At 47.8% G+C, this 24,262-nt stretch carries 23 protein-coding genes; 6 read left to right on the forward strand and 17 right to left on the reverse strand.

Annotation, left to right across the window (positions count from 1 at the left end):
- Positions 1-3: 3 nt before the first annotated feature.
- Positions 4-1,269, forward strand: coding sequence for a dihydroorotase (locus tag RHJ80_RS12130; protein ID WP_310801096.1), 1,266 nt, complete (start codon positions 4-6; stop codon positions 1,267-1,269).
- Here RHJ80_RS12130 and fumC read toward each other — a convergent pair.
- The 4 genes from fumC to RHJ80_RS12150 form a co-directional block, all read right to left on the reverse strand.
- On the reverse strand, positions 1,221-2,624 hold the full coding sequence (gene fumC, locus RHJ80_RS12135; protein WP_310801097.1) for a class II fumarate hydratase: 1,404 nt from the start codon (positions 2,622-2,624) through the stop codon (positions 1,221-1,223). The two genes, RHJ80_RS12130 and fumC, sit on opposite strands and share 49 nt — an antisense overlap.
- Before the next feature lie 232 nt (positions 2,625-2,856).
- Positions 2,857-8,589: a DEAD/DEAH box helicase gene (locus RHJ80_RS12140; RefSeq protein WP_310801098.1), complete on the reverse strand. Its 5,733-nt coding sequence runs from the start codon at positions 8,587-8,589 to the stop codon at positions 2,857-2,859.
- A gap of 2 nt (positions 8,590-8,591) precedes the next feature.
- On the reverse strand, positions 8,592-9,944 hold the full coding sequence (locus RHJ80_RS12145) for a hypothetical protein (protein WP_310801099.1): 1,353 nt from the start codon (positions 9,942-9,944) through the stop codon (positions 8,592-8,594).
- Between the two features lie 17 nt (positions 9,945-9,961).
- Entirely contained in the window at positions 9,962-11,626 is a 1,665-nt protein-coding gene (locus tag RHJ80_RS12150; protein WP_310743857.1) for a hypothetical protein, read from the reverse strand.
- 686 nt (positions 11,627-12,312) lie between these two features.
- On the opposite strand from RHJ80_RS12150, the gene RHJ80_RS12155 reads away from it, so the two are divergent.
- A complete protein-coding gene (locus RHJ80_RS12155; RefSeq protein WP_310438607.1) occupies positions 12,313-12,924 on the forward strand; it encodes a cation diffusion facilitator family transporter in 612 nt (203 codons plus the stop codon).
- Positions 12,925-12,989: 65 nt separating this feature from the next.
- Complete coding sequence (hisH, locus tag RHJ80_RS12160) at positions 12,990-13,607, forward strand: imidazole glycerol phosphate synthase subunit HisH (protein WP_399384610.1); 618 nt, start codon at positions 12,990-12,992, stop codon at positions 13,605-13,607.
- Positions 13,608-13,656: 49 nt separating this feature from the next.
- Here the strand turns inward: hisH and RHJ80_RS13225 are convergent, their stop codons facing one another.
- The 9 genes from RHJ80_RS13225 to RHJ80_RS12200 all read right to left on the reverse strand — a co-directional run bounded on the left by RHJ80_RS13225 (position 13,657) and on the right by RHJ80_RS12200 (position 18,318).
- Positions 13,657-13,749 carry an IS630 transposase-related protein gene (locus tag RHJ80_RS13225; RefSeq protein WP_206201705.1) on the reverse strand — a complete coding sequence of 31 codons (93 nt, stop codon included), beginning with the start codon at positions 13,747-13,749 and terminating at the stop codon, positions 13,657-13,659.
- Between the two features lie 279 nt (positions 13,750-14,028).
- On the reverse strand, positions 14,029-14,397 hold the full coding sequence (locus RHJ80_RS12165) for a DUF2887 domain-containing protein (protein ID WP_310801101.1): 369 nt from the start codon (positions 14,395-14,397) through the stop codon (positions 14,029-14,031).
- A 30-nt stretch (positions 14,398-14,427) separates the two neighbouring features.
- Complete coding sequence (locus tag RHJ80_RS12170; RefSeq protein ID WP_149819856.1) at positions 14,428-15,087, reverse strand: Na(+)/H(+) antiporter subunit B; 660 nt, start codon at positions 15,085-15,087, stop codon at positions 14,428-14,430.
- Positions 15,084-15,614: a DUF4040 domain-containing protein gene (locus tag RHJ80_RS12175; RefSeq protein ID WP_206200390.1), complete on the reverse strand. Its 531-nt coding sequence runs from the start codon at positions 15,612-15,614 to the stop codon at positions 15,084-15,086. The genes RHJ80_RS12170 and RHJ80_RS12175 overlap by 4 nt, the downstream gene beginning before the upstream one ends.
- A complete protein-coding gene (locus tag RHJ80_RS12180) occupies positions 15,607-15,885 on the reverse strand; it encodes a monovalent cation/H(+) antiporter subunit G (RefSeq protein ID WP_181496944.1) in 279 nt (92 codons plus the stop codon). Before RHJ80_RS12180 ends, RHJ80_RS12175 begins: the two co-directional genes overlap by 8 nt.
- Before the next feature lie 14 nt (positions 15,886-15,899).
- Complete coding sequence (locus RHJ80_RS12185; RefSeq protein ID WP_181495024.1) at positions 15,900-16,160, reverse strand: hypothetical protein; 261 nt, start codon at positions 16,158-16,160, stop codon at positions 15,900-15,902.
- Complete coding sequence (locus RHJ80_RS12190; RefSeq protein WP_310801102.1) at positions 16,157-16,546, reverse strand: Na+/H+ antiporter subunit E; 390 nt, start codon at positions 16,544-16,546, stop codon at positions 16,157-16,159. Before RHJ80_RS12190 ends, RHJ80_RS12185 begins: the two co-directional genes overlap by 4 nt.
- Positions 16,543-17,967 carry a cation:proton antiporter gene (locus RHJ80_RS12195; protein WP_206200392.1) on the reverse strand — a complete coding sequence of 475 codons (1,425 nt, stop codon included), beginning with the start codon at positions 17,965-17,967 and terminating at the stop codon, positions 16,543-16,545. The genes RHJ80_RS12190 and RHJ80_RS12195 overlap by 4 nt, the downstream gene beginning before the upstream one ends.
- Before the next feature lie 9 nt (positions 17,968-17,976).
- Positions 17,977-18,318, reverse strand: a complete 342-nt coding sequence (locus tag RHJ80_RS12200) for a cation:proton antiporter subunit C (RefSeq protein WP_149819866.1) — start codon at positions 18,316-18,318, stop codon at positions 17,977-17,979.
- Between the two features lie 312 nt (positions 18,319-18,630).
- On the opposite strand from RHJ80_RS12200, the gene RHJ80_RS12205 reads away from it, so the two are divergent.
- The 3 genes from RHJ80_RS12205 (at position 18,631) to RHJ80_RS12215 (ending at position 21,462) form a co-directional block, all read left to right on the forward strand.
- The gene (locus RHJ80_RS12205; protein WP_310438608.1) at positions 18,631-20,232 is read left to right on the forward strand and encodes an NAD(P)H-quinone oxidoreductase subunit 4; all 1,602 of its coding nucleotides are present in this window, start codon (positions 18,631-18,633) and stop codon (positions 20,230-20,232) included.
- 127 nt (positions 20,233-20,359) lie between these two features.
- On the forward strand, positions 20,360-20,587 hold the full coding sequence (locus tag RHJ80_RS12210) for a Calvin cycle protein CP12 (protein WP_011057657.1): 228 nt from the start codon (positions 20,360-20,362) through the stop codon (positions 20,585-20,587).
- 11 nt (positions 20,588-20,598) lie between these two features.
- A complete protein-coding gene (locus tag RHJ80_RS12215) occupies positions 20,599-21,462 on the forward strand; it encodes a fructosamine kinase family protein (RefSeq protein ID WP_310801103.1) in 864 nt (287 codons plus the stop codon).
- Positions 21,463-21,546: 84 nt separating this feature from the next.
- Here the strand turns inward: RHJ80_RS12215 and RHJ80_RS12220 are convergent, their stop codons facing one another.
- From RHJ80_RS12220 to RHJ80_RS12235, 4 genes are all read right to left on the reverse strand, one after another.
- Entirely contained in the window at positions 21,547-22,428 is an 882-nt protein-coding gene (locus RHJ80_RS12220; protein WP_310801104.1) for a DUF4388 domain-containing protein, read from the reverse strand.
- Between the two features lie 22 nt (positions 22,429-22,450).
- Positions 22,451-23,041 (reverse strand): ATP/GTP-binding protein, encoded by a 591-nt coding sequence (locus RHJ80_RS12225; RefSeq protein ID WP_310801105.1) that lies wholly within the window; start codon positions 23,039-23,041, stop codon positions 22,451-22,453.
- Positions 23,042-23,058: 17 nt separating this feature from the next.
- Positions 23,059-23,454, reverse strand: coding sequence for a roadblock/LC7 domain-containing protein (locus RHJ80_RS12230; RefSeq protein ID WP_310801106.1), 396 nt, complete (start codon positions 23,452-23,454; stop codon positions 23,059-23,061).
- Between the two features lie 91 nt (positions 23,455-23,545).
- Positions 23,546-24,100, reverse strand: coding sequence for a protoglobin domain-containing protein (locus tag RHJ80_RS12235; RefSeq protein ID WP_149819878.1), 555 nt, complete (start codon positions 24,098-24,100; stop codon positions 23,546-23,548).
- Between the last annotated feature and the right edge of the window lie 162 nt (positions 24,101-24,262).

A 24,262-nucleotide genomic window follows, 5' to 3' on the forward strand; every position in this document is an offset into this window, starting at 1 on the left:
GCGATGGTGTGGCGACTGTTGCAACAGGTGCGGCTGCTGGATCCGGTCAACCGCCAAGATTATCGCGCCGATGTGCTGCTGGCGGCGGATCAATTGGTGGCGATCGCCCCCCAAGAGGTACCTGCTGACGCCGAAATCATTGATGCCTCAGAATGGGTGTTGGCTCCCCCCTTGGTAGATCTCTACAGCCACAGTGGTCAGCCGGGTTATGAGGCGCGAGAAACCCTTGAGACACTCTTGGCCGCTGCCGCTGCCGGTGGGGTGCAGCATTTAACCCTCTTACCGACTACAAACCCCGTGATTGATGATCCTGCCCTTTGGCAAGGATTACAACGGCAGATACCAACCACCGCTTGGTCACAGGTCCGGGTTTGGGGGGCACTCACTCAAGGATGCCAAGGGACGGCTTTAACCGATTTAGCGGAACTGGCCGCCAGTGGCGTGGTTGGCTTTTGTGATGATCGGGGGTTGACCCATTGGCCCTTGGTGCAGCGGGCACTCACCTATGTCCAGCCCCTAGGCAAACCCGTTGCCCTTTGGCCCTTTGACCCGGCCTTGGCCGCCAATGGGGTGGCGCGGCAAAGTGGGGTAGCCACTCGTCTCGGATTGGTGGAGCAACTGGTCTGCTGTGAAACCATTCCCCTATTGGCGATTTTGGAATTGGCACGCACCGTCTCGACCCCAATTCATCTCATGCGCCTGTCAACCGCTCGCAGTGTCGAGATTCTCGCTAAGGACAAACCTGAACAGGTCAGTGCCAGTGTGTCGTGGTTACATTTGCTCTTTACGGTTGAGGATCTAGCCAGTTACGATCCGCATCTGCGCCTTGACCCGCCTCTAGGAACGGCCAGCGATCGCCAAGCCCTGATCGAAGGACTCAAAACGGGGGTTATTGAGGCGATCGCCATTGACCACACCCCCTTGCTCTATGAAGAAAAAATGGTTTCCTTTGCCGAGGCACTCCCCGGTGCCATTGGTCTCGAATTAGCCCTACCCGCCCTCTGGCAGGAACTGGTTGCCAAGGAATACTTGAGTGCCCTTGACCTGTGGCATGCCCTCAGTACGGCACCGGCGCGGATTTTGAGCATTGAGCCACCCCGCCTCGAACTGCACAGTCGCCACTTTGTGCTTTTTGATCCGACGGTGACTTGGACAGTGACGCACCAAAGCCTGCGATCGCGCGCTCGCAATACGCCCTTTTGGCAGCACTCCCTGCGGGGTCAATTAGTGCCCTTTTCACCCAGCATCAACTCTGGCCGCACCCACTGATCAAATTCCTCAGCCGTAAGATACCCCAATTCCACCGCCGCTTCCTTCAGGGTTTTACCTTCGCTGTAGGCCTTTTTCGCGACGGCTGCTGCCTTGTCATAGCCGATGTGGGGGTTCAAGGCCGTCACCAACATGAGCGATCGCTGCAAATGGCGCTGAATTTGCTCCCGATTGGGTTCAAGGCCGATTAGACAAAACTCAGTAAAGGCTTGACCGGCATCACTCAGCAGTTTGATCGATCGCAGCACATTGTGAATGATCAGGGGCTTATAAACATTGAGTTCAAAATTTCCTTGACTGCCCGCGATGCCCACTGCGGCGTCGTTGCCCATCACTTGCACACAGACCATCGTTAGGGCTTCACATTGGGTGGGGTTGACCTTACCCGGCATAATCGACGACCCCGGCTCATTAGCAGGTAAGATCAGTTCTCCTAGACCACAACGGGGGCCTGAAGCCAGCCAGCGAATGTCGTTGGCCATTTTCATCATTGCTGCGGCCAAGGTTTTCAGGGCACCACTGAGCATCACCAAGGGATCATGGGCGGCCAAGGCAGCAAAGGGGTTCTCGGCTTTGCAGAAGGGATACCCCGTCATTTGGGCTAATTCTGCCGCCACGCGATCGCCAAAACCGGCGGGGGCATTCAAACCCGTCCCCACGGCCGTACCGCCAATGGCGAGGGGATACAGATGCTGGAGTGCGTACTCAATATGGGCTTGACAGGCTGCAATTTGACTGGCGTAACCCGAGAATTCTTGGCCAAGGGTGAGAGGCACGGCATCCATCAAGTGGGTGCGGCCAATTTTAATAATGTCGGCAAAAGTGGTGACCTTTTCCTGCAATACGGCCAGTAAGTGCCGCACCATCGGCAGCAGTCGCTCCTGCAGCTCAATCACTGTGGCAATATGCATCGCCGCCGGAAAGGTGTCATTAGAAGACTGGCTACAGTTCACATGGTCATTGGGATGAATTGGCGTTTTGCTCCCCTTCACCCCCCCCGCCAGTTCAATGGCACGGTTAGCAATCACCTCATTTACATTCATATTGGTTTGGGTACCACTACCCGTCTGCCAGATGGAGAGGGGAAACTGATCATCCCAGCGCCCTTCAATGACTTCATCGGCTGCTTGCATAATCCATGCCGCTTTATCGGCAGCTAAAACCCCGAAATCGCGGTTGGCGATCGCGGCTGCCTTTTTCAGCCGTGCCATGGCATGAATAACCTCGAGGGGCATGCGCTCGTGACTGATGGGAAAATACTTTAGGGAGCGCGCCGTCTGGGCACCCCAGTAGCAGTCCGCTGGTACCTCAATGGCACCGAGGGAGTCGTATTCTAGGCGAGTTGCAATTGTCATGATTCGTCATACCGAGGGGGAGAACCCATCTCTCATCATTGCAGAAGAAGAGCCAATGCTTACCTTAGACCTATCAGAGATAGAGTGGCAACAACTGAAATAGTCTAAGTCAATATTCCGAGTCAGAGAACTTAGCGTCGGGAAATTTGGCTGGGAATGATTTAAGTTATATTGTAAAGCCGATTTTATTGCCTGATCTCTCATCAAATCAAATGAATTTACCAGTGCTCATCTAAACATAATCTCCGGGTCGTCGGAGGGCAATCAAAGGATTAGCATGTTCAATCTGATAGTTAGGGTATCGTGTTCTAGCATCTGCCACAGCTTCTATCCATTCAGGATGCCGATCGTTCCACAAGGGATGGCGGATAATTCGAATCACACTGTTGTTTCTCTGATTTTTCACAAAACCAGTTAGATTAGCAAACTGAGTAGGACTGCCATAACCAAGGTGTTGAAAAGTTGTAGAAATTGCACCAGTTACTAAACTTTGCCAAGGATTAGGGACATTCCCCCAATTAGAGGCTAAGTCTATAGTAACGGATGAGTCTCTGACCAATCGAGCCATATCCAAAGCCAATCGCCAGTCTAGGAGACCATGATAGGCAAGATTTCGATAATCCCGCAAACAGTCATTACAAGAAGTATCACAGTTTTTGCCGTGACCTTGAGAATTCAGCCAACGGTAGGCTATTGACAGAGAATTATTAGGGTCTGATTGAGCCATGACTTTCTCAAATTGATGAGGATTGGCTAAAAAATTGCAGTAGCCTGCACCATTCTCCAAACTGTCACAGAGAAACGCTTGGCCTACAACTTTGCCATCTTGAGCTAATGTACGAAATCCTGCTTGCAATTCCAGCGGATCGACATCTAAATAAGCAGAGGCGGCAATCCTGAGCCAAAAAGCGAAGGAATACCATGCCGCTCTCCCTTCTACCGTCATTGGATCAGCAAATACCCCCTCACTCCACCGGGCAATGCTTACCAAGAGAATATCACTTTTGCGGCGTGCAAGGAGTGCAATTCTATATTTCTGTCCTGAACCAGTAACACGATCGCTCCCTTCAATGGCATCGGCAACTACATAAGCTCCTGATTTGGGGTTACCGAATACTGAGGCATTTTGAAAATCGAACCCTCCCCTCCCGCCATTGTCATTGATTGAAATAATGCGATCGCTTACAGAAGAAACATTAGCGTTCAAAACTAAGATTGGATTACCAGCAGGAGAATTGATACTAACAGTGGGACGTGTAGAACGAGGTTGCCACTCAAACTGCCCATCATAATCCTCTGGTTTCAAATTCGTAAAAAAACCTTTTGGTTCTCTAGCATCCAAAGATCGTAAACTTTGTTGATGGCACACAGGGCATTCAAAAAGTTGATCTATTTTACTGCCAGTAATAGATTGATCAGGTTGATAGGGATAAACTACGGCTTGACAATTACTGCATAACCCCAGTGCTTGGTTAGGCTCAGGTAAAGGGGGCGAAAAACCAGGCTTAACATCAACGTAGTTACCATTGTTTTGAGGTACTAATTCCACAACTCCACAGGCGGTATGCACTGCTCTATCTCTTACAGTCTGAGAACCAGGCGCAAACTGACCAATCGCTATATCCAAATCACGATCGATGGTTTCTTTATTTGACCATTTGGTGTAGAGAAGCCTTACCCTAGTGGGAAAGCCAAACATAGGCAAGTATCCTGCATTTGCTAATCGCTCGCTCAAATTATTTTGAGTGTAGGTAGCATCTGCCACAATACGATCAATTTCAGGAATAAGGTCATTACGAAGATAAGTCAGAAATTGAGAGTCTTCTGTGCTTAAATCAACTTGGACTTTTAATGCCTTTAAAATAGATAGAATTTTTGACTCATTAGAATTATCCTGCAACCAAGCAATAATTTGAGGTTTGTATTTATGCCAATCGTCAACTTTGCCAAACTCACCATGCACGCTATCAGTTAGCTCCAAAGAGCTACTAATCCCTTTTTCTTTAAATGACTGTCGTAAAACTTCCTTGATCAACACTCGCCTAAAAATCTCCTCACTACGCATATCCACATAGGGTGGGGGAGGGGGATCACCCGTGATGCTCTTTGGACGCTGAAAATAAAAATCGTCATGACTTCTACCCCTACAGAAAGTAACCGCTAGAGAAACTCCTGCACTACGCCGTCCCGCCCGTCCTACCCGTTGCTGATAGTTGAATCTGCGGGGGGGCATATTAGACATCATCACCGCCAGTAATGCTCCAATATCAACACCAGCCTCCATTGTGGTCGTTACGCTTAAAAGATCAATGCCTTGAACCTTGGGAATTTCTTGACTGATGAATACATCTTGAAACCAGCGCTGGCGTTTTGGTCGCTCATCCTTATCCGTTTGTCCTGTGAGTTCTGCCGCATTCATGCGAAAAGGATTCCCCGACTGCTCCGAAAGATAAGTGTAGTAATCAAAATCCGATCTGCTTTGGCTAGGTTCAAGCCTTACTATTGGCGCATTTTCATTTTTGGAAGTATTGCATTCAGGACAAATTCCACCCGCAGGATGAAGATAAAAAGCATTACACTGGGGACAGCGATAACCAGGGCGAGTGCCATCACTATTCAATATCGTAGGAGGTACAAGATAAAGTCTGTCTGGATTGAGAGCAAGACAATTACCACTGGCTATACCTGCCTTAGAGTCAGCAAGCTGTCGTAGAACATCAGCGGAAGAAACATTAGCGATACGGTTGCAATATCTTTCAGAATAGCCGGGCAATTTTTGATTAGTCCCTTCATGGAAATAACTGGAGTACCTATGAAGTCGGCGGGTGCCTAATTGGCGAATGACAGCATCCACGACTTGAACCAAAACATCAGAGACATCCCCGACAGGTGAATAGCTAACCCACCCTTGTCCAATATTCTCAAGTACCCTAGCTACATGAATGAATATAGCGTACATCATCTCATCAGCTAATTTTGCTTCTAGGCGATCGAGATGATTAGTCTGTTCAGGAGTAATAGGAGATATTGGAACAACTGATGTGCCCCAGTTATAGCACTTAAACCAAGAATGCCATTCTCTTCCACTATCTTGTCCTACTGAGTAGTTTAGGGCACTGAAATCAGTCCCCCCTGGACAAATTCCATACTGCAATAAAGCGTCTCTTAATTTGCGCCTTAAATCCAAGAGGGGCACACGATTTGGATAGTCTCGGAGCATTCTTAGCCATTCAGTTCTAGCACTTTCATTTTGCGCACGTTGATTTCTCATCCATCGTTCAGCTTCTCTTGCGATTTCTAAATATCTATTGCTAAACTCATCTGCTTTATGGGTATCAAATGTCTCAGGAGCAGTGATAATTTTCTCATACAAAGCTGGATTGGCATTTTGGATTAAACTAGAATTAAGGGAAGGGTTTTCTGCGTAGAAATTTTTTAGATATTCTACGAAGTCTGTCCAATAATCTTTGAAAGATTGAATTAGTAGTAATCGCACCATATCTCGATAGTGATCTCGCTCCATCCCCGCCGCCAGTTTTGCCGCATCTTGACGACTATCAGAAAAAATCACCAATTTACGGGAAGACCGAATACTTTGAGGGGAAGGAGCAGGCATTTCTCTCAACAAGCCGCTTGCAATCACCTGACAAGCCTTCTGAAAACCTGTGCGATGGGTACGCAGTGGAGTTGGAAATATTTTTCCTTTGCCGTAGTCTGCATCACAACGAGGACATTTACTAGGAAAAGCGGAAGCTTCATCTGAGCGACTACCCATCACTTGATAAAGCCAACCTGGTACCTGATTTTTCCTTGGCGGTGTATTCGACTGATCAAGCATTCCAGTTACATGATCTAGTTTTGCTTTAGTCCATTTACAATTAATTCCATTGTGAGTCCATTGCTCATCTTGAGGTTGAGTTTCCCAAGGATTGCGATCATTAGGTAGGGGCCAAAAAATGCGATAGTTGCCATACTTTTGACTTAATATAACTGCATCTGGAATTCCTTCCAAGTCAGGTTGATCAGGAGTGAGAATTTCCACAGTAGTATTTCCTACCTTTCTTGTAGCTTTGTATCCGCCCACTAGGACTTCGCCACAGACTTCACAAACAATTAAATCTAAGACACGAGAACCGCAGGAGCAAGATAAACTATGGTTGGCATGAATTGCTCCTATAGTTGGTCTACTTGGTTTTGGCTGACTATTTCGTAACTCTCGATCAACGGCTGGATCAGTACAATTGGGATTAGTACAAGCCCAAAGATTTTGCAAATTACGGAAAAATAAATGACCTCTCACTGGTTGGGGCGATCGACCGTTAGCTAAGGTACTCATTCCCAATGCCATTAAAAATCCTCGCATAGCATCAGAAGTAAGCTGTCCTGGTTCTCTAGCATTCGGAAAAAGCTGATCATCTAAATCTCTTACATCAGTAGCACGAACACTACCATTGACGGCTCTACAAGCATCTCTGATAGCATCTGCCGCTTCTATTTTTTCTAGAGCTTCACCCAGTTGTCTGCGTGGGTCAGAGTCACCACTGGAAGTTCCTAAATTTTCTGCCAAAGTAGTTATGTATGGCAGTGATGATTCAAGATCAGGTGGTTGCATGGGACGAAACGGATCGGGCTGAACTGAGCGAGCAAACTGAGCAAAAACATCGCTATATTGATTGATATTTAACCGTGCTCCTTCTCTAGGCGGAGTTTGCTCCCCAGTAATAAACCTAAAGTCCCCCCGACCAAAAAACTGCCGCAGAAAGTCATTTCCCTCTTGTCCTGCTTCTAAACTAGCTGTGGTCGTTAAGATTCTCAGTTGGGGTGAATCAGCAGTTAAACCGAGGCGATGGTATAACAGGCGAAGGATGTAGGCAACTTCTGTACCCGGTGTACCCCGATAGGCATGCAGCTCATCAATAATTAAGTAGAATTTATTTTCTGAATTGCTTTCTAACCATCTCTTTGTAGCATCAAATATATTGTTTTCGATACTTCGCATCATCATGATATTCAGCATTGAATAGTTGGTGATCAAAATATCAGGGGGATGGTCTTGCATATCCCAGCGCGATCGCATTTCACCGCCATCTAATCTTGGAAAGTAGAAGGGTAAATCTGGCATGTCATTAAGCACTGATGGATCACTTGCAATACCATTTTGAAGATTTTGATATTCCTGTTCCATAGTTCGCATGATAGTTCTTAATTCATTCAACTTGACTGAATTGGTTACCTGCTCATTTCTAGGGTTTAGCCTAGTTTTTGTTCCAGGTACAGGGGTAAGCCCTGTGTAGCGTCCAAAGGTAATGCGGTTTCCTGCTCTAGTACGATCGAGCCATTCATGCACAGTAGGACTATCTAAAACTTTGCGTAATCGGCGTAATTGGTCTTCTACCAAAGCATTCAAGGGATAAAGAATCAAGGCGCGTACAGCCGCAGGACGAGTTTCATGGCTCCTTTGAGCAACCCAATCACCACGAGGATTATCAGTTTCATCCCACCAGCGTTGATTTGCAGGTTTAGCATTAGGTGCTGTCCAGCTTTGAGATTCTTTGGCTAACTCAGCTAAAAGTGGCAAGAGAAAGCACTCTGTTTTACCCGATCCTGTCCCCGTTATAACCACAATATCTCTTTGATTAACGATCGCTTCTTGTAAACTTTGCCATTGATGCTGATAAAGCTGAATTCCATCATCAAAGAGAGTTTGTCCAAGTTGGTCTAAGTCTTGATATTCTCTTGGTAAATTTCTTGCGGCCTCAGACAAGCTCATGCTTGATGAGGGATAAATTGGTACTGGCTCAACTAATGGTGGAATACTCAGGACAGGATTATGGGGATCACGAAGAAATTGCAGTCGGTGATCCCGTTCTTCGGCTAGGGCAGGATACCGCAAGGGAAATGCACTCTTGATGTAAAGTTGATAAATGCGATCAAGTCTTTGGTATGTGCCAAGTAAGTCATGCATAACTACTGCTCCGTTAGTGTAATCTTGAGAGCTTCTGAAATTTCTCTAGCTAGCCGTGAACTAATTCTATCGTAAATCAAGAAGCCATCTCGGTAGGTAGGTAACATGCCAGATGCCATAACTAAATGAGATTCATAAATCTCTGGCAACCTTTGAGCCCTAGGAATTGCCAAAGTTTTTTCTTGACGATTGTAGTAAAACTCAACATTCTGCCCAAGCGATAGAATTGCCAAAAATCTTAATCCATACCAATCACCCTGTAACCATGATTGTGTATTTTGATTGTAGAAAAAATTATATCTAAGCCGTCTAGAGTCTTTTGTCCAAAACTGATAAAATCCCGTTTCATTTTGGAAAATACAATCAATAAAGTTTGCTCCATCAAATCTCTTCAGATCAAAATTAAAAGGGAGAACACCATCAATTCTATTCAAACTATTCTGCCAATCATTAAGACTGAGAATACTTGAGGATTCAGCTAAATTAATAGAATATCCAATCTTTTGAGCTAGAATTTCAATCGTAATTTGACTGGGCAATATTAGCTTAATTCTGGGAGGTGCTTCCCCTCTTGGCTGATGTCTTTCCTTTAGTGATCCAAATTCTCTAAGCCTCTGTAAAAAGCAATGGCTACGCTGACCATGAAGTAAAAAAGTCTGATCGCTAGGTTCAGAATCAGTACCCACATGTACTAAAGAGGGCGGATTAACTTGCCATTTAGAGCCATTATCAGAGGTAGTTAAATGATTCAGTAGTTTTAGCCGCCTTAAAATGCGCTTTGGCTCATGGAGATCAAGAATTTCACAGGTTTTCTTAAAGGATTCCCATGTGCCGCTTCCTGAAGTAGATAGCCAATAAAGCAGATGTTCATGCTTAGTTGAGAATTGCCTAATTTGCTCATCACTGAGATTTTGAGTTTTAGTACTATCAACTAAGGCGAAAGGACTCTCACGAATAATTTTTTGGGATCGGTATGGAATAGGATTTGTGTAATCTTGGACATCATGTGCTGCCCCAACCATTGGTTTAATATCGTCAATAGTAAATTGGTTACGTTCCTTGCCAACAGGAAAATTAAAACATTGTTCCTTTAAGCCTTTAATAAAACTATCTACTTCAGGTGGGATATCCCCCATTTCTATGCTCTCAATCGCGATAAAAAAGTAATATTCCCCTTTTGGTTCTTTTTCGATTCTTAATAATGGTATGTACGGTACAAGATTTCTAGACTGAACTGACCTAGATATAACTTTGATTAGCTGTTTAGGTTTTAATTTCTTTGTACTTTGCTTAAATCCCATATACCATCTCACTGATCTTTGTCTACTTGTTTTCTCTTGTCTGGATTGGGTCATGATTAACTCCTTGCTGATTAAGCACTAAAACTTGTAAAATCAATTTCATCCCATGTTACAACTTTTATTAGTCCCTGAGCAGATTGCCCTGAACAGGTGGCACTAACTATAAAACTACCTTGAGTCAAATTGGGAATTGAATGCCGTTGATTAGTTGAAAAAGACTGATCAGAGTAAACCGTTTCGTTGGTAGTAATGTTGGTAATCTCTACCGCAACGGTTGGATGAAATGCAAATACTGTTACCTGTGGGAGATGATCACTGATCCATGTATTATTCTTCTTGGGTACTCTTAACCCTCCTGAAAAACTAATAGATAGCGATGTTTTCGGTTGTAGTTCATTTTTCAATTCTGCTGATTGAATAAATACTGCATCCCATGCTTTAGAAAGGACTTGACACTGATAAACTTCATACCAATCTGAGTTATCACCAAAAACTAGATATTTTGTATCACGATCGCCTTCCCATTGAATTAGGTTTTCATCTCTCAATCTTTGTAAATCTGTAAATAGTGATTCCCTGAAAAGGATAATAAACTGCTCTCCCAATTTTGGACTACTCCAGCTAGCATATACCCCTGATTCAGGGTTATCTGGATCGGGCACTAAAATCCAAAAGTCTCGCTTGGGTAAAATTAACTTCTCAGCTTGGGCATTGGGATTTATCTGATATGTTCCGCCGTTAGATATTTCTTGTCTCGACAAAGGTTGTCCGATCGGTAAATACCAGCCCGCTCTGTCTTCTCGTAAATTCCATCGTTCTCCATTGGCTTCTACTGTTAATGAACCAAGCGATCGCCCTTTTTGTTGCTTTGGATACAGGTAGTACTCAATATTTCCCAAAAAATCCTCAGTGCGATATATCCCTGCGTACAACTGGCGACTCCACTCTCTACGCTTTGTTCTACCGGTTAAGGTGTTTGGTGATCCTTCCGCCAGCCAGTCTTCGTAGGTTTCATGAATTACCTGAGCTACTGATTCATAGCGACTACGATCATCTATTAACTTTTTGAGATGCTGGGTAAATGTTGAGTATTCATTAGCCACTTTCGTAAATAATGTTTGCTCATCCCATCTTGTTTGCCATTGTTTTTCATGAAAGAGTCTTCTCAATCGATCCTTATCTGCATTACGAAGCAATGACTGGGATATTGGATAGTTAATGTATTTTCTTTGTTTACTAGAACCCTCTTCAGCTGTTGGGATAAAGCCTTTTTGAAACAACCAGCTATTCCATTCTTTCCACAAATATATTTCAGGAGCATCTTCATTAGGCCTTATTTGTAGCCCCTTTGGTCTAGATTGTCTATCCTCAGGAAGGCACAGGATTTTGCGAAACCTAGAAAAATAATTTTTCTCATCTAACTTATTATCTTCATCATCCGCCATTTCATTGGCTGCTAAAACCATAATCCCTAAAAATGCAACTCCAAGAGGGTAACCCGATTTGTCCGAATAAGACACAGTGCTTAGGTCTATTTTTTCACCTTTGACTACTCGACTTCTTACAACATTGCAGAAGCTTATAGCCCAAGATTCATGTTCACACTTTTGGGAAAAAGAACTGCCAATTTTTTCTAAGCTATCACTATCTAGGCTCAGGTAAATTTTTGTGCCGTAAGGTACATTTTGGGTAAAGTAGTTGATGAGAGCAGTATTCCAGTCAGAGTAGGTAACCATGAGACCAATATTTCTTTCATTCCTATTGGTATGTTTTTCTTGCTTTACTCTTTACTTAAGAAATGTAGGCATTGATAATGAGCAACCTTAGAAGATGGATTTGAATAATCTCTAAACGGCTGACCTGATCGACTACCTTTTAGTAAATCTTGACCAGAATAAATTAAGCTGTAGCCACGGATTGATTTAGGTCGAGAAACCCCTACAACATTTGTTCAACACGTTCAACATTATAGTCTACCTCTGCATAGCCCCAAAAGTTGACCAGTATAGAGCTTGGTGTTACTGAGTCATACAGTCTTAACGCTTGAAAAAGATGTTCTAGAAAAATTCTATGGTCAAACGATCTGATTTGAGGCAGAAATATTGAATCTTGCAACAAAAATTAACATATCAAGTGACAATCAGACCGGCTTGTCAATCAAAGTGCCAATGTTATTCCAATGTTATTATTGTATTATCGAATACCGGTTAGTACCCTAAGTAGCTGTAGCTGCTAGTTAAAGCCACTTTGCGTCAATAATTGTGACAGTTTAATTTAAAAGAATAACTCTGACCGTTGTACGGCAAGTCACATCTGCATTGACTAGCTAAACAATTGACTAGCTAAACAATTGTGCTATTCGAGGTCTGGCAACCCTATAGCTACTTCAGCCATGATATTTAGATACGTTTGGGAATAGCCCATGTCCGATTGTGGTTGCCACATCGAAGCAAGAAATGCGGCGGAGCGCAAAACCCTGCGAATTGTGCTGCTGATCAACGTGCTCATGTTTTTTGTGGAGGTGATTACTGGCGTCCTTGCCCAGTCCACTGCCTTGATTGCTGATTCTCTTGATATGCTGGCCGATGCTCTCGTCTATGGCCTCTCCCTCTATGCCGTGGGGCGATCGCTCAAGCAGAAAACCCGTGCAGCAAGTCTAAGTGGCCTGTTTCAAATAACGCTAGCCGCCCTAATTTTGCTGGATGTGATCCGTCGCTTTGTCAGCGGTAGTGCCCCAGAGGCAGATTGGATGATGGCGATCGCCCTCCTTGGGCTAGTAGCCAATACTTGCTGTCTGTATCTGATTGCCCAACATCGGCGGGGGGAGGTGCATATGCGGGCGAGCTGGATTTTTACCCAAAACGATGTCATTGCCAATGTCAGCGTGATTGGAGCAGGGGCGCTAGTGGCCGTTTTTCAGTCTCCTTATCCTGATTTGATTGTGGGGTTTGGCATCGCCAGCCTTGTGCTTTGGGGCGGGATTCGCATTATTCGGGATGCAAGGCAAGCAGGGATGAGTACCCCTGTAGAATAGGTAGGGTTACCCTTTGGGAGAGGCTTTCTGTGAGCACACCCGCGATCGCCATCATTGACTACGATATGGGCAACCTGCATTCCGTGAGTAAAGCCCTTGATGTGGTGGGGGCAACGCCCTTAGTGAGCGATCGCGCCAGTGACATTTGTGCTGCGGATGCCGTGGTTCTCCCCGGTGTCGGTGCCTTTGACCCCGCCATGACCCATCTCCACGAGCGGGAACTGGTGCCTGTCATTCAGCGGGTGATTCAGCAGGGGATGCCCTTTTTGGGGATTTGTCTGGGTCTGCAAGTCTTGTTTGAGTGCAGTGAAGAAGGCAGAGAACCCGGCCTTGGTATTTTTTCTGGAAAAGTCAAACGCTTTCAATCTGAACCCGGTCTCCCAATCCCCCACATGGGCTGGAACCAACTGACCTTGACGCAACCCACCTGTCCCCTCTGGCAGAATTTACCGCCAACCCCTTGGGTGTATTTTGTTCACTCCTACTTTGTCGCCCCTGAGGATCCAGAGTTAGTGGCCGCCACCGTCCGTCATGGTCAGCAAACTGTCACAGCCGCGATCGCCCGCACCAATGTCTTTGCTTGTCAATTTCACCCCGAAAAGTCGGGCAAGATCGGCCTGCAACTACTGCGCAACTTTGTCACTCTCGTCAAACACCAGTATAGCCATTTTAATCAAGAATGAGATATTATCCAGTCCAATAATTCCGAATCACCTCATCACACCGTTCTTGCTAGCGCATCTGTTTTTTTCGGGTGGTGCCCATCTGGTCGAGGGTGTAACTAATGGTGGAAACTTGTACCCCAAATCGCTGGGCACGGTCGATTAAACGGTCATCGGGATGCTTTGAGTCGCTTCACTGATTTTGCCGCCTTGCTTGATATTAGGAGACAACCCGCTCTCGTAAGTCCGAGCTATAGCTCATAAAGGAGTCAGGGGGCATGGGCTAAGCATAGAAATCAAGCCAATCAGACACTTCCCCAAGGTCAGTCCTGATAAAACCGCGTCCGCTTCAGCTCTTCAGTCGTAAACCCCAGCATCCGCAGCACCTCCTCGCGACTTAGTGTGGTGAACTTGTACAGGACAGTTGTTATGATTAACTCTATTATGTTAACTCTATTATGGCTTGCTGCTTCAGGTCTGTTTCTGTCTGACTCCGCTGCGCAAGTAATCGATTGGGATAAATGACCACGGCTTGCCCATCAGAGAAGGTCTGGCGATACAGACGCAAATAGAGAAAGATTTCAGCAAAGAAGCGTTCGTAGAAGGTATTATCTCTTTGAAACTGGACTTCACAAAAATAGACCACTCCTGAGGGATCAGGGGGGACAAAGACACCGTCAATGCGGAAGGCGGTTTGCTTGAGTTCAACGGAGTCAAAGCGGTAGCCCCTAGGATAGTCAATTCCGAGCAGCTCAAAGAGCGTCTGAGGCAGTTGAGCAAACAGTTGGTAAAAGAGGGAGTCGCGGCGCATGGGCTAGGGAATATATCACGGGAGCATGGATTAAAGCAGGCCGCGATAGCGAATAAATGTCAGCACTGCCGCCCACGACCCCAAAGCCACTTTCAGGGCAATGAGGATATTCAGCCAAGGAATCCAGCCACCACTGAGGAGCGTGCCAAACTGACCCGCCGGCAAGGCCACCCCCATCAACAGGCTGGCACCGCAGAGAATGAAAACAATCACGGAGATTTTTTCCCATGTGGCGGCATGGAAGCGACGATAGATGCTCTCTAGCCATTCTGGAGCTGAGGTAATGGCCACAAGTCCGATCGCCGTCCCGCCAGCAACGCCAGCCGCAAATCCACCCCCTGGACTCAGGTGCCCCCGCAAGGCCAACTCAATACACACAAGGGAGCAAATGGTGGCGCCAAATCTTGCCAAAACAATCGAGGGCTGATCATTAAAGCGGCTAACGTGGCCAAGGGGTTTTTCATTGCTGAGTAGATACTGTGCCCCCATGATGGCAAGAGTGAATACCACCACTTCAAAAATGGTATCGTACAGGCGATTGCGCAAAATCACAGCCGTAACGGCATTGGGAATGCCACTCTGGTTAACAAGGGTTTCGACAATGGGAAGCGTTGGTACCGCAGGTAGGGTGGGGATCATCAGCATTTTCACTAGCAGCAGCACTGCCGCAATGCCATAGAGCCAAATCATGTCGCTGACTCCTTTTCACTGGGCAAGGGGTAATACACGAGTTCTGTGAGATTGGTGAGCTGGGGCTTGAGGATGGTGTAAAGGCGTGCTACACGGGTCATCGTTAATAATTGAGTGGTTTCTTCAGCACATAGGGCATGAATCTCGCGATCGCGGAGCGCTATTTTAAGTTGCTCAAAGGTGGGATAAATGATTAATTCAACACGCAAATGATAGGGAGCAACGGCTTCACGAATGGCTGCCAGTAAGTGATCCAAGCTATCGCTGGAGAGTGCCGAAGCTAAGATGCCCAATCGCAGCACCAAGGAAGAGCGTACTGCAACGGCGTAGAGCATAATTGAGAGCATTGTTCCCACAAGGGCTTCGGTCAGCGCCACATCGGCAGCGCCGAGAATGGCATAGAGCAGGGCCGCCACCGCACCAATAATGCCACGAATGACAAGGGCGTGGTAGGGATTCTCCTGAAACACCAGCATCAGAGCTGTTAGAGGCAAGAGTGCAGTGACAGCAATGAGCCAGCTATCCATCAGTGTCCTCCCCTTGGGAGCAGTAGGCCAAAACGTAGCCCAGAATGGTGTTCCAGAGGGCGAGGGAGATCAACGCCAAGACCAGAAGCGGCCATTCGCGGGGAATGCGCAGTAACACCCCGATCATGATCGCCATCGAACCTAAGGTATCGGAGACTGACAAAAAATGCAGTTTATAGAGGGGCGATCGCCGACCCACCAGCGGCCATGTTCCCCACAGCCAAAGAAAGAGACCAAAACTAATACAGGCATAACTGATCCACTGTAAAATCACTGACCCCCTCCCTAAAGATTGGCGACATCCCGTAGTCGCCGCAGAATCTGCGCCAAGAGCATCAGGGCACCATTGCCCACACTAAGGATGATCACCCCCACAATGCCAATCATCCAATCATCCCGCTGCACCGACACCAGCAAGATCATAATGGCTGCCTTTGTGGCAATACTGGCAAAGGCCAACATCTTCGACCAGATGTGCTCCCCCTTCCAAGCAGCATAGAGGGGAATGCCCAGAATCAACAGCATGATGACTAAAAAGGCGGTCATTTTTCGGGTCTGCGCTCCACTAGTTGATGCACTTCAAACCAGCCCTCCTCGTCGTAGTGCAGCACGATCGTCTTGGGGGTGAAGGTAATCGTAAAAATATCCAGAAAAATCAGACCGGGGGCACGGGTAGGATCAACGGGTTCACGGACGATCGCCTCATGGCGATGGGGACGCACCATCATTTCAATTGTCTCAAGGTAGGCACGGGGAACAGCCATCGCCACTTTTCCTAGGGTACTCAGCCACTGCCGCAGTGTTGCCACCCCCCCTCGCCCTTGGGGCAGCAGGAGCGAAACCAAAATCCCAATCGCCAGATTGACCAAGCCAAAGTCCGCCGTCAGCAGCAGCCAAATCGTCAGGCGCAGGGCAAAGTTCAAATAATTCATAGCGCTAACCCCACCAAGCCAAGTAAGAGTAACAGCATCACCCCTAGAAGATGCTCTAGGCGCTCCCAAGCCCCTCGCCAAGCGGATTCCCAGCGGGAGACCCCCAAGGCCACTAGGCCACACCCCACCAAGGGCGGCAAAAAGGCGCGTAACAAACTCATGCCACTACTGTAGGCTTCCATGTAGCCGGCATTGGCCAGAAATAGCCCACCCAAGAGCACCATTGTGGCGGCACTATAGCCCATAGGGGTCTTGCTAGGATAGCGGGGCAAAAAGAGGAATTTGCTGTAAATTGTGGCGGTCAAAAAGCCAGCACCATAGAGCAGTCCCTGCTGCCACGGGTCAAGGTAACTCAGGGTCAAGGCCTTAGCGGGGAATCCAGCAAGGAAGGGCACACCGACAATACCATAACCGGCAATAATCAGGGCGATCGCCACTGGGCGCGGCAGACCCTCTTGGCGCAATTCACTAAGACGATAGTGGCACAGTTCCCCCACACTCAAAAAAAGACTGGCCTTGGCTAAGCCGTGCATTAGAGCATACAAACCCGCTGCCGGTGGGGCAATGATCACCCATCCCAGGTGGCCAAGGGTACTAAAGCTGAGCATCCGTCGTACATCATCGGCCACCAAGGCAAATATTGAGCCAAAAAAGATCGAGGCGAGGGCAAACAGCTGCACAATATCGGCAATGTTGCTATGGAGCAGACTGACGCGAGCAAGGCTAAACACCCCAGCATTTTCGACAATGCCGGCCAGGAGAGCAGCAACAATGGGAGCAGCAACGACGTTAGTTTGGGGCAACCAAAGCCCACTAATGAAAATGGCGCCCTTGGCCAACAATGCCATCAAAATTAGCGCCACAGCCTCTGGCGGTGCCTGCATCAGGGCACTAAAGGCAAAGGTATGGTTTGTCTGATAGACGAGCGCCACCCCCATTAGATAAAAGAGCATGGCCACGTTGCTCACCATCAGGTAGCGTAGGCCAATCCAGAGGGGGCGATCGCTACGGGGATAGGCAATCAACAAAAAGACAACAATCCCCAGCACCTCAATATTGACGTAGAGACTGAGGAAATCCGCTGAAATAAAGACGGTGTTGGCACAGCCGTGGAGCAGACACAGCAGCACATAGAAGAACGCTTTATAACCCTCCTGCCACGTATGTAACAGTGCTGCCAAAATGACGAGGGCATTGGTGACAATAAAGTAGCCACTGAGGGGGTCAATGCTCAGGGAAATGCCAAAGCTATCGAGTAGGACAAACGCAGTGTTGACTTGGTTAATGGTGATGCCTAAGCCGACACAGAGGGAAACAAGGGCGATCGCCAGCGGCAGACCCCGCGCTAAGGAGGGCAATAAGTAAAGCGTTAAACCCGCCACAAAGGGCAACAAAATCCAAGCGATCGCCAGCGCCGTCATTGCCGCTCCCTACAGGTACTTTTGATCAATTTCTGGGGTTTCCAACGTCGGGTTATCCCGCGCTAGCTTCATTGCTGCCACCAGCATCAGCGTTTGAATCGAAAGGCCAATCACGATCGCGGTTAAAATCACGGCTTGGGGTACGGGGTCGGCATAGGCAGCATCAAAGGCTCCGCCACGGGCAATGGGCGTGACCAGACCACTGTGGGTGGCAATGACCACAAACAAAGCCACTACGCCGGTGCTCATGACATCCATCGTCACAATCTTCATTAGCAGGTTTTTCTTGACGATCGTTGCTAGAAACCCGACGAGGATAGTGACAAAAACACTGGCTTCCAAGAAAATCATGAGACCCCACCCCCAGACACTCTGGTATTTAGAACAAACTGTAACATTCTGCTTTGCCGTTACACCTTGCCTGTTGCTATAAAACTGCACTGCCGCAACCAACGGTGAGGAACCTTAAGCCCGTCAACCCCCATCTTAACTTTATTCAGATCAATATTAATTCTTTGTAGAATAGATTTTTGTCAATAGAAGTGCCACAAACTTTATAATTTAGAAAAATGCTTAACAATTTGCAACATTTGGCAAATAGGTATATATTCTTATTCAGATGCGTGAACAGAGTACTGGACTCGTCCCTTGGGGGGTTGTCTGATGAATGTCCAATTTCCTTGGCTGACTGTACTGACACTGCTGCCTTTAGTGGCAGCCTTTTTCATTCCCGTATTGCCCGACCGTGAGGGGAAGACAGTCCGCTGGTATGCCCTAGCGATCGCCCTCCTCGAATTTGGCCTCTCGGCAATGGTTTTCTGGCAGCACTACGATGCCCAATCCGCCCAGATCCAAATGGTGGAAACCGTGCCTTGGCTGCCGCAAATCGGCCTGAACTGGTCCCTAGCGGTTGATGGCCTTGCCGTCCCCCTGATGTTGCTGACGGGTCTGGTCAACACAGTGGCAATCTTTGCGGCTTGGCAAGTAAAGCAGAAGCCGCGTTTATTTTATTTCCTGATGCTGGCGCTCTACAGTGCCCAAATTGGCGTCTTTGCCGCCCAAGACCTCATCCTCTTCTTCCTGATTTGGGAATTGGAACTGGTGCCCGTCTATCTACTCATTTCCATCTGGGGGGGAGCCAAACGCCAATACGCCGCTACAAAATTCATCCTCTACACTGCCGTTGGTTCCCTCTTTATCCTCATTGCTGGCCTCGGGATGGCCTTCTATGGGGGGGACTTTACGCTCAGCATGGCGGCCTTGGGTCTCAAGGACTATCCCTTGGCGCTGGAACTGCTGGCCTATGGTGGTTTCCTGATTGCCTTTGGTGTCAAGCTGCCGATTTTTCCGCTACACACTTGGTTACCCGATGCCCATGGTGAAGCCTCGGCGCCCGTGTCAATGGTGCTGGCAGGCGTGCTCTTGAAAATGGGGGGCTATGGCCTGATTCGCTTCAACCTGCAAATGTTGCCGGATGCCCACATCTACTTTGCCCCTGTTCTGATTGCCCTTGGGGTCGTGAATATTGTCTATGGTGCCCTGACTGCTTTTGGCCAAGAAAACCTGAAGCGGCGGCTGGCCTACTCCTCGATTTCCCACATGGGCTTTGTGCTGCTGGGCATTGGTGCCCTCAATGGCATTGGTCTCAATGGGGCGATGCTGCAAATGCTTTCCCACGGTTTGATTGCGGCTGTTCTCTTCTTCTTGGCCGGGGTGACCTACGATCGCACCCACACATTGGCCATGGCAAAAATGAGCGGGATTGCCCAATCCATGCCGAAAACCTTTGCCCTCTTTACTGCCGGCTCTATGGCTTCGCTGGCGCTGCCCGGTATGAGTGGTTTTGTCAGTGAACTGACGGTCTTTTTGGGCTTGACCAACAGTGATGCCTACTCCACGACCTTCAAAGTGGGGGTGATTTTCCTTGCCGCTGTTGGGGTGATTATTACGCCCGTCTATCTGCTCTCGATGGTGCGCCGTGTCTTTACGGGCAAACAAGCGGGCGATATGTTTGACAAACTGCTGTTGGACATCAATCCCCGTGAAACCTTCATTGCCCTGTCCCTGTTGGTGCCGATTATTGCTGTGGGGATGTATCCCAAGCTAGCCACCCAAACCTACGATGTGACCACGACAGCGATCGCTAGCCATGTCCATGCGGCTCTGCCGGCGGTAGCGCAGCACCATCTGCCCCTCTATGCCCAACTGACCCAATCCGCCCCCAGCCTAGTTAGTGAAGCAACCGTTGCCGACAGTACCCTCTAGGGGTGAGGGGTGGGGATGCACCGTCTCCAACTGGCAGTTCAGGGCATTCATTGCTAGAGTGGAGTAACGGCATTCCTGCCCTTGGGCAGATTGCATAAACTGAATACGGTGATTCAATAAAGGCTCTATGAGTAATCTCGAGAAACAAATTGAACAAGCCCGCGAGGAAGCCCACAAAATCTGTGACACCGAAGGGGCAACCTCTGGACAGTGTGCCGCCGCTTGGGATGCCCTTGAGGAACTGCAAGCGGAAGCTGCCCACCAACGCGCTGAGCAGCAAGATCACAAAACCTCCTTCCAGCAGTACTGTGATGACAACCCTGATGCTGCTGAGTGCCGCATTTACGACGACTAAGGGTTGAGGGTGTGGGTCGCTGGCAACAGTTGTGGGATCAATTTGCCGCAGCGACGGGTCAGCGGCTCCATGAGGGTAAAGCCCTTGCGGTAGGGGGCGGCAGTATCAACACCACCTATGTGTGGCAACATCCTGAGCAACCCCTCTTTGTTAAATTCAATCGCCCTGAACGGCAGGCCATGTTTGCTGCCGAAGCCAATGCCCTGCGGGCGATCGCCAAGGTTCAAGCGATTCGCGTTCCCCTTCCCCTGCTATGGGGAGTGGTTGAGGACGCGAGTTTTTTAGTGTTGGAATACTTGCCCCTCACCAGTGCCGGAGATTGGTGGCAAATGGGGGTAGAGCTGGCACAGTTGCACCTCAAGAGCACTGGCGATCGCTATGGCTGGTCGGAGAATAACACCATTGGTGCCACTCCTCAAATCAACCCTTGGTCAGACAACTGGGGGGAGTTTTTCCGCGATGCTCGCCTGCGTTATCAGTTTGATCTGGCTCGCCGTCGGGGTGGACACTTTCCCAAGGCGGAGCAGCTCCTAGCAGCCATTCCAGAACTCCTGAACCATGAGCCAACCCCTACCCTAGTGCACGGCGATCTCTGGTCGGGAAATGCTGCCTTTTGTCGTACGGGGGAACCCGTCATTTTCGACCCCGCCAGTTACTATGGCGATCGCGAGGTGGACTTGGCCATGAGTGAACTCTTTGGTGGCTTTCCTGCGGCCTTTTATGAGGGCTACAACGCCACCTATCCCTTAGCGGCTGGCTATAGGCAACGGAAAACCATCTACAACCTGTACCATATCCTCAATCACTTCAATCTCTTTGGCGGCAGTTATGGGACTCAAGCAGAGCAAATGATGGCTGCAATTCTTGACCAATAGCCGCTTACCAAGCAATTCTTAGTCAGTAAGCCTGTGCTCCACAACTTCAGGTAAGCATCGGAAGGATGTCATAAAAGGGAACAGTTAATTATCTTTTGCTTTGTTTCTTAAAAAGCTAACAATTCCATTAAGGAAGGAATAACTCAATTCGGCGCCAGCTCTATTATCACTTTCCTTATTGGACAAGCCTAGGTCAATCTGCTTAGGAAAGGTAGTTGCTGGCGGAGGAGAAATGCTAATGATTTCTTCTACTAAGCCCATCACTATAAAACAAAAACAGATTTTTTGAATCTCTAAGATGGGCAAGCCTAGCGTGTTAGCAATCTCCTGAATTGTTGTTGTGCCATCAATTTGCTCCCATACCTGCCACTCCTTTGCGCTTAACTGCACAGAGGGTGGCTCATGAACTAAAGCGACAATCGTCGAGCTCTCCGAGGGCAATTTATCCATCAAGGATGTCCAGTCGCGTAATAAACGCAGACCTGCTAGGGTAATCGCTTGGGGTGAAGCACTCAGACCGGTCATTTCAGAAAACGGCAGGGGATGACGGCCATCAAACTCGAAATAGCCTTCTTCAAGGCTAAACAGGTAAGGAACAGGCGTCAGCACTTGATGCCTGAATAGTAAACTAAGTTGCTGTGTGTCCAAGATTCCTTGGGACTTTAGGAAAATCCCCAAGGGTACATTCTGAGAATATCGATCCATCACTCGTTGAATGGTCAAAGGGTGTAATAATTTCCGCTGCTCAATCAATTGCCACAAACCTTGTTGGTTAAGTGTAGTGGTTGCTGCTACCACGTTTCCATAACGAAAAAAGAGGTAGTACTCTTGCGATTGCGGTAGCACGGTTAAAATGTTTGGCATATTGATCAACTTTATGGAGAGGCATCCTGTACGCTGCCCTTGTTCCAACAACCGAAAAACCTCTCCTAGCGAAAATTCTGAAAAGTAACCGCTAATTTTCATGGGAATCTCCTCTTGAATTCAATCACTCAAGTTGTTGTCTTTTGACCGTAGCGGTGGCATCCGGAGGAGTGATTGGTCTAGCTTGGAATCGGACATATTCTTGAATAACTGTTGTCAGCGCTGTGGCAACCGAAAAACGATCCAAGCTATTCACAAATATCATTGGTGGTCGTCTTTGGGGATCTAAATAGCCAAGGGCAACCCCAATTTCTTCCAGCGGCCAAGCGTCAGGATGATCAGCATGACTGCAGCCGATGACCATGGGTATCTGAGTGCGGTGGCGCATGAAAGCAGCGATGCGTCGAGCCATCCGAAAGTCTTGGGGACGATGGGAACTCACTAGCAAAATGAAAGCATGAGCTTTGCGAATAAGAATGTCCCACATGAAATCAAAGCGCTCTTGGCCAGGAGTACCGTAGAGATGAAGTGCCTTATCAGCACTAAACCGTAAGCGCCCAAAATCCATCGCTACTGTTGTTGTTGGCTTCAGATCAGCAACATGATCACTAGCTTTGCGATCTGTGTCTACAGCCTCAATTTCGCTAATGGTGCGAATAAATGTAGATTTACCAGCGCCTACTGCACCGGTCACTACAATCCGCATAATTTCCATTGGGTAGTGACCTCAGGCTAGAGACTAACAGTTGGACTCACACTAACGAGTTGTTGTTGCAAATCGGCAATAACGTTCTTAATCTCAAGATTGATAATCCCCAGCTTGGCTGAATCATCGGCAAGAACCAGTAAAACTGCATCTTCGGTGCAGCTAGTCAGGATGCCATAGCCACTGTTGCCTTCCACCAAAATTCGCTCAATTTGTCCTCGACTCAGTTCCCGCCCAATCCGCTCACCTAAGGAGAGCATGGCTGCTGACATGGCGGCAACACGCTCTTCATCCATGCCGCTAGGCAAGACAGCGGCAAGCGTCAGGCCATCCGGAGAAACCAGAGCTGCCCCTTGAACATTGCTGGCAGTGGCTACAAAATTTTGCAGAATTGCTTCAATTTTGACGGCGTTAATAGCCATTTTACCCCCTAGCCCAAAATCTAGCCCAAAATAAATCGAATAAATGATGGTAAGAGCAAATAGATACCAATGAAGATAAAGAAGAGAATTGCTACATCGCGGTTGCCCCTTGAGCAATTAGACGTTGAAAGAGCGCTTGTGTCCATCCGGTCTCTTGAAGAACTGCTTGGGAAGAGACTTCAAAGTAGGCCTGCTCAATAAAGGCAAGGTCAATCATGCAAATTTTGCTTAAGGCATCCCCAAGAGCCTCCGATTGATTATCTTGGCGCAGTTTTTGCCGTAGAGCGTTGACTACAACTGCCATGGCTGGTACAACATGCTGGGGTCCAATCCCAACCTTGACATGGATAAGTCCAATTCTCCAACGGCGTTCAGCGTAGCTTTTTCCCCACTGATCCATGCCAGTAAACATCTCGTAAAACCATTCCACAAACGTTTGCTTGAGGCGATGAACTCGCCCTTCGGTAGCGTTGAGAATGGCATTCATCTCTTCATCTTTGCCAAGGTAATCATAAAAGACATCTGCCATTGCGGGGGCAACTTCCTTACCCCAAGGTGCTGCTTGAGCAAGCACCGATTTGTCTTCTTCCGTCAACTGCACACGGCGAGTCATAGTTGCCATGAAGGCGGTTGGATCGATAGCCATTGGACTTTTGATTTCAATACCAAGATGACGTGAAATTGCCGACAAAAGGCTAGCATCTTTCTTGAAGCCTGTAAATACCCTGTCGCTTCTAACTGGATTCTCAAAATTGTCGGATTCTGGCTATCGGGGCGCTGTTACCTTGGTGATGGGGTATGGTGGAGT

Origin of the sequence: Thermosynechococcus sp. QS41 (assembly GCF_031583515.1) — a bacterium.
Taxonomy (GTDB): domain Bacteria; phylum Cyanobacteriota; class Cyanobacteriia; order Thermosynechococcales; family Thermosynechococcaceae; genus Thermosynechococcus.

What these genes read in the sequence shown, in the direction of transcription:
- RHJ80_RS12130 (WP_310801096.1), top strand. Translation starts at nt 4, where the DNA reads ATGGTGTGGCGACTGTTGCAACAGGTGCGGCTGCTGGATCCGGTCAAC.
- hisH (WP_399384610.1), top strand. Translation starts at nt 12,990, where the DNA reads ATGGGCAACCTGCATTCCGTGAGTAAAGCCCTTGATGTGGTGGGGGCA.
- RHJ80_RS12175 (WP_206200390.1), bottom strand. Translation starts at nt 15,614, where the DNA reads ATGGATAGCTGGCTCATTGCTGTCACTGCACTCTTGCCTCTAACAGCT.
- RHJ80_RS12140 (WP_310801098.1), bottom strand. Translation starts at nt 8,589, where the DNA reads ATGCATGACTTACTTGGCACATACCAAAGACTTGATCGCATTTATCAA.
- RHJ80_RS12230 (WP_310801106.1), bottom strand. Translation starts at nt 23,454, where the DNA reads ATGGCTATTAACGCCGTCAAAATTGAAGCAATTCTGCAAAATTTTGTA.
- RHJ80_RS12225 (WP_310801105.1), bottom strand. Translation starts at nt 23,041, where the DNA reads ATGGAAATTATGCGGATTGTAGTGACCGGTGCAGTAGGCGCTGGTAAA.
- RHJ80_RS12155 (WP_310438607.1), top strand. Translation starts at nt 12,313, where the DNA reads ATGTCCGATTGTGGTTGCCACATCGAAGCAAGAAATGCGGCGGAGCGC.
- RHJ80_RS12200 (WP_149819866.1), bottom strand. Translation starts at nt 18,318, where the DNA reads ATGATTTTCTTGGAAGCCAGTGTTTTTGTCACTATCCTCGTCGGGTTT.
- RHJ80_RS12185 (WP_181495024.1), bottom strand. Translation starts at nt 16,160, where the DNA reads ATGACCGCCTTTTTAGTCATCATGCTGTTGATTCTGGGCATTCCCCTC.
- RHJ80_RS12205 (WP_310438608.1), top strand. Translation starts at nt 18,631, where the DNA reads ATGAATGTCCAATTTCCTTGGCTGACTGTACTGACACTGCTGCCTTTA.
- RHJ80_RS12165 (WP_310801101.1), bottom strand. Translation starts at nt 14,397, where the DNA reads ATGCGCCGCGACTCCCTCTTTTACCAACTGTTTGCTCAACTGCCTCAG.
- RHJ80_RS12190 (WP_310801102.1), bottom strand. Translation starts at nt 16,546, where the DNA reads ATGAATTATTTGAACTTTGCCCTGCGCCTGACGATTTGGCTGCTGCTG.
- RHJ80_RS12210 (WP_011057657.1), top strand. Translation starts at nt 20,360, where the DNA reads ATGAGTAATCTCGAGAAACAAATTGAACAAGCCCGCGAGGAAGCCCAC.
- RHJ80_RS12150 (WP_310743857.1), bottom strand. Translation starts at nt 11,626, where the DNA reads ATGGTTACCTACTCTGACTGGAATACTGCTCTCATCAACTACTTTACC.
- RHJ80_RS12220 (WP_310801104.1), bottom strand. Translation starts at nt 22,428, where the DNA reads ATGAAAATTAGCGGTTACTTTTCAGAATTTTCGCTAGGAGAGGTTTTT.
- RHJ80_RS12235 (WP_149819878.1), bottom strand. Translation starts at nt 24,100, where the DNA reads ATGGCTATCGATCCAACCGCCTTCATGGCAACTATGACTCGCCGTGTG.
- RHJ80_RS12195 (WP_206200392.1), bottom strand. Translation starts at nt 17,967, where the DNA reads ATGACGGCGCTGGCGATCGCTTGGATTTTGTTGCCCTTTGTGGCGGGT.
- RHJ80_RS12145 (WP_310801099.1), bottom strand. Translation starts at nt 9,944, where the DNA reads ATGACCCAATCCAGACAAGAGAAAACAAGTAGACAAAGATCAGTGAGA.
- RHJ80_RS12170 (WP_149819856.1), bottom strand. Translation starts at nt 15,087, where the DNA reads ATGATTTGGCTCTATGGCATTGCGGCAGTGCTGCTGCTAGTGAAAATG.
- fumC (WP_310801097.1), bottom strand. Translation starts at nt 2,624, where the DNA reads ATGACAATTGCAACTCGCCTAGAATACGACTCCCTCGGTGCCATTGAG.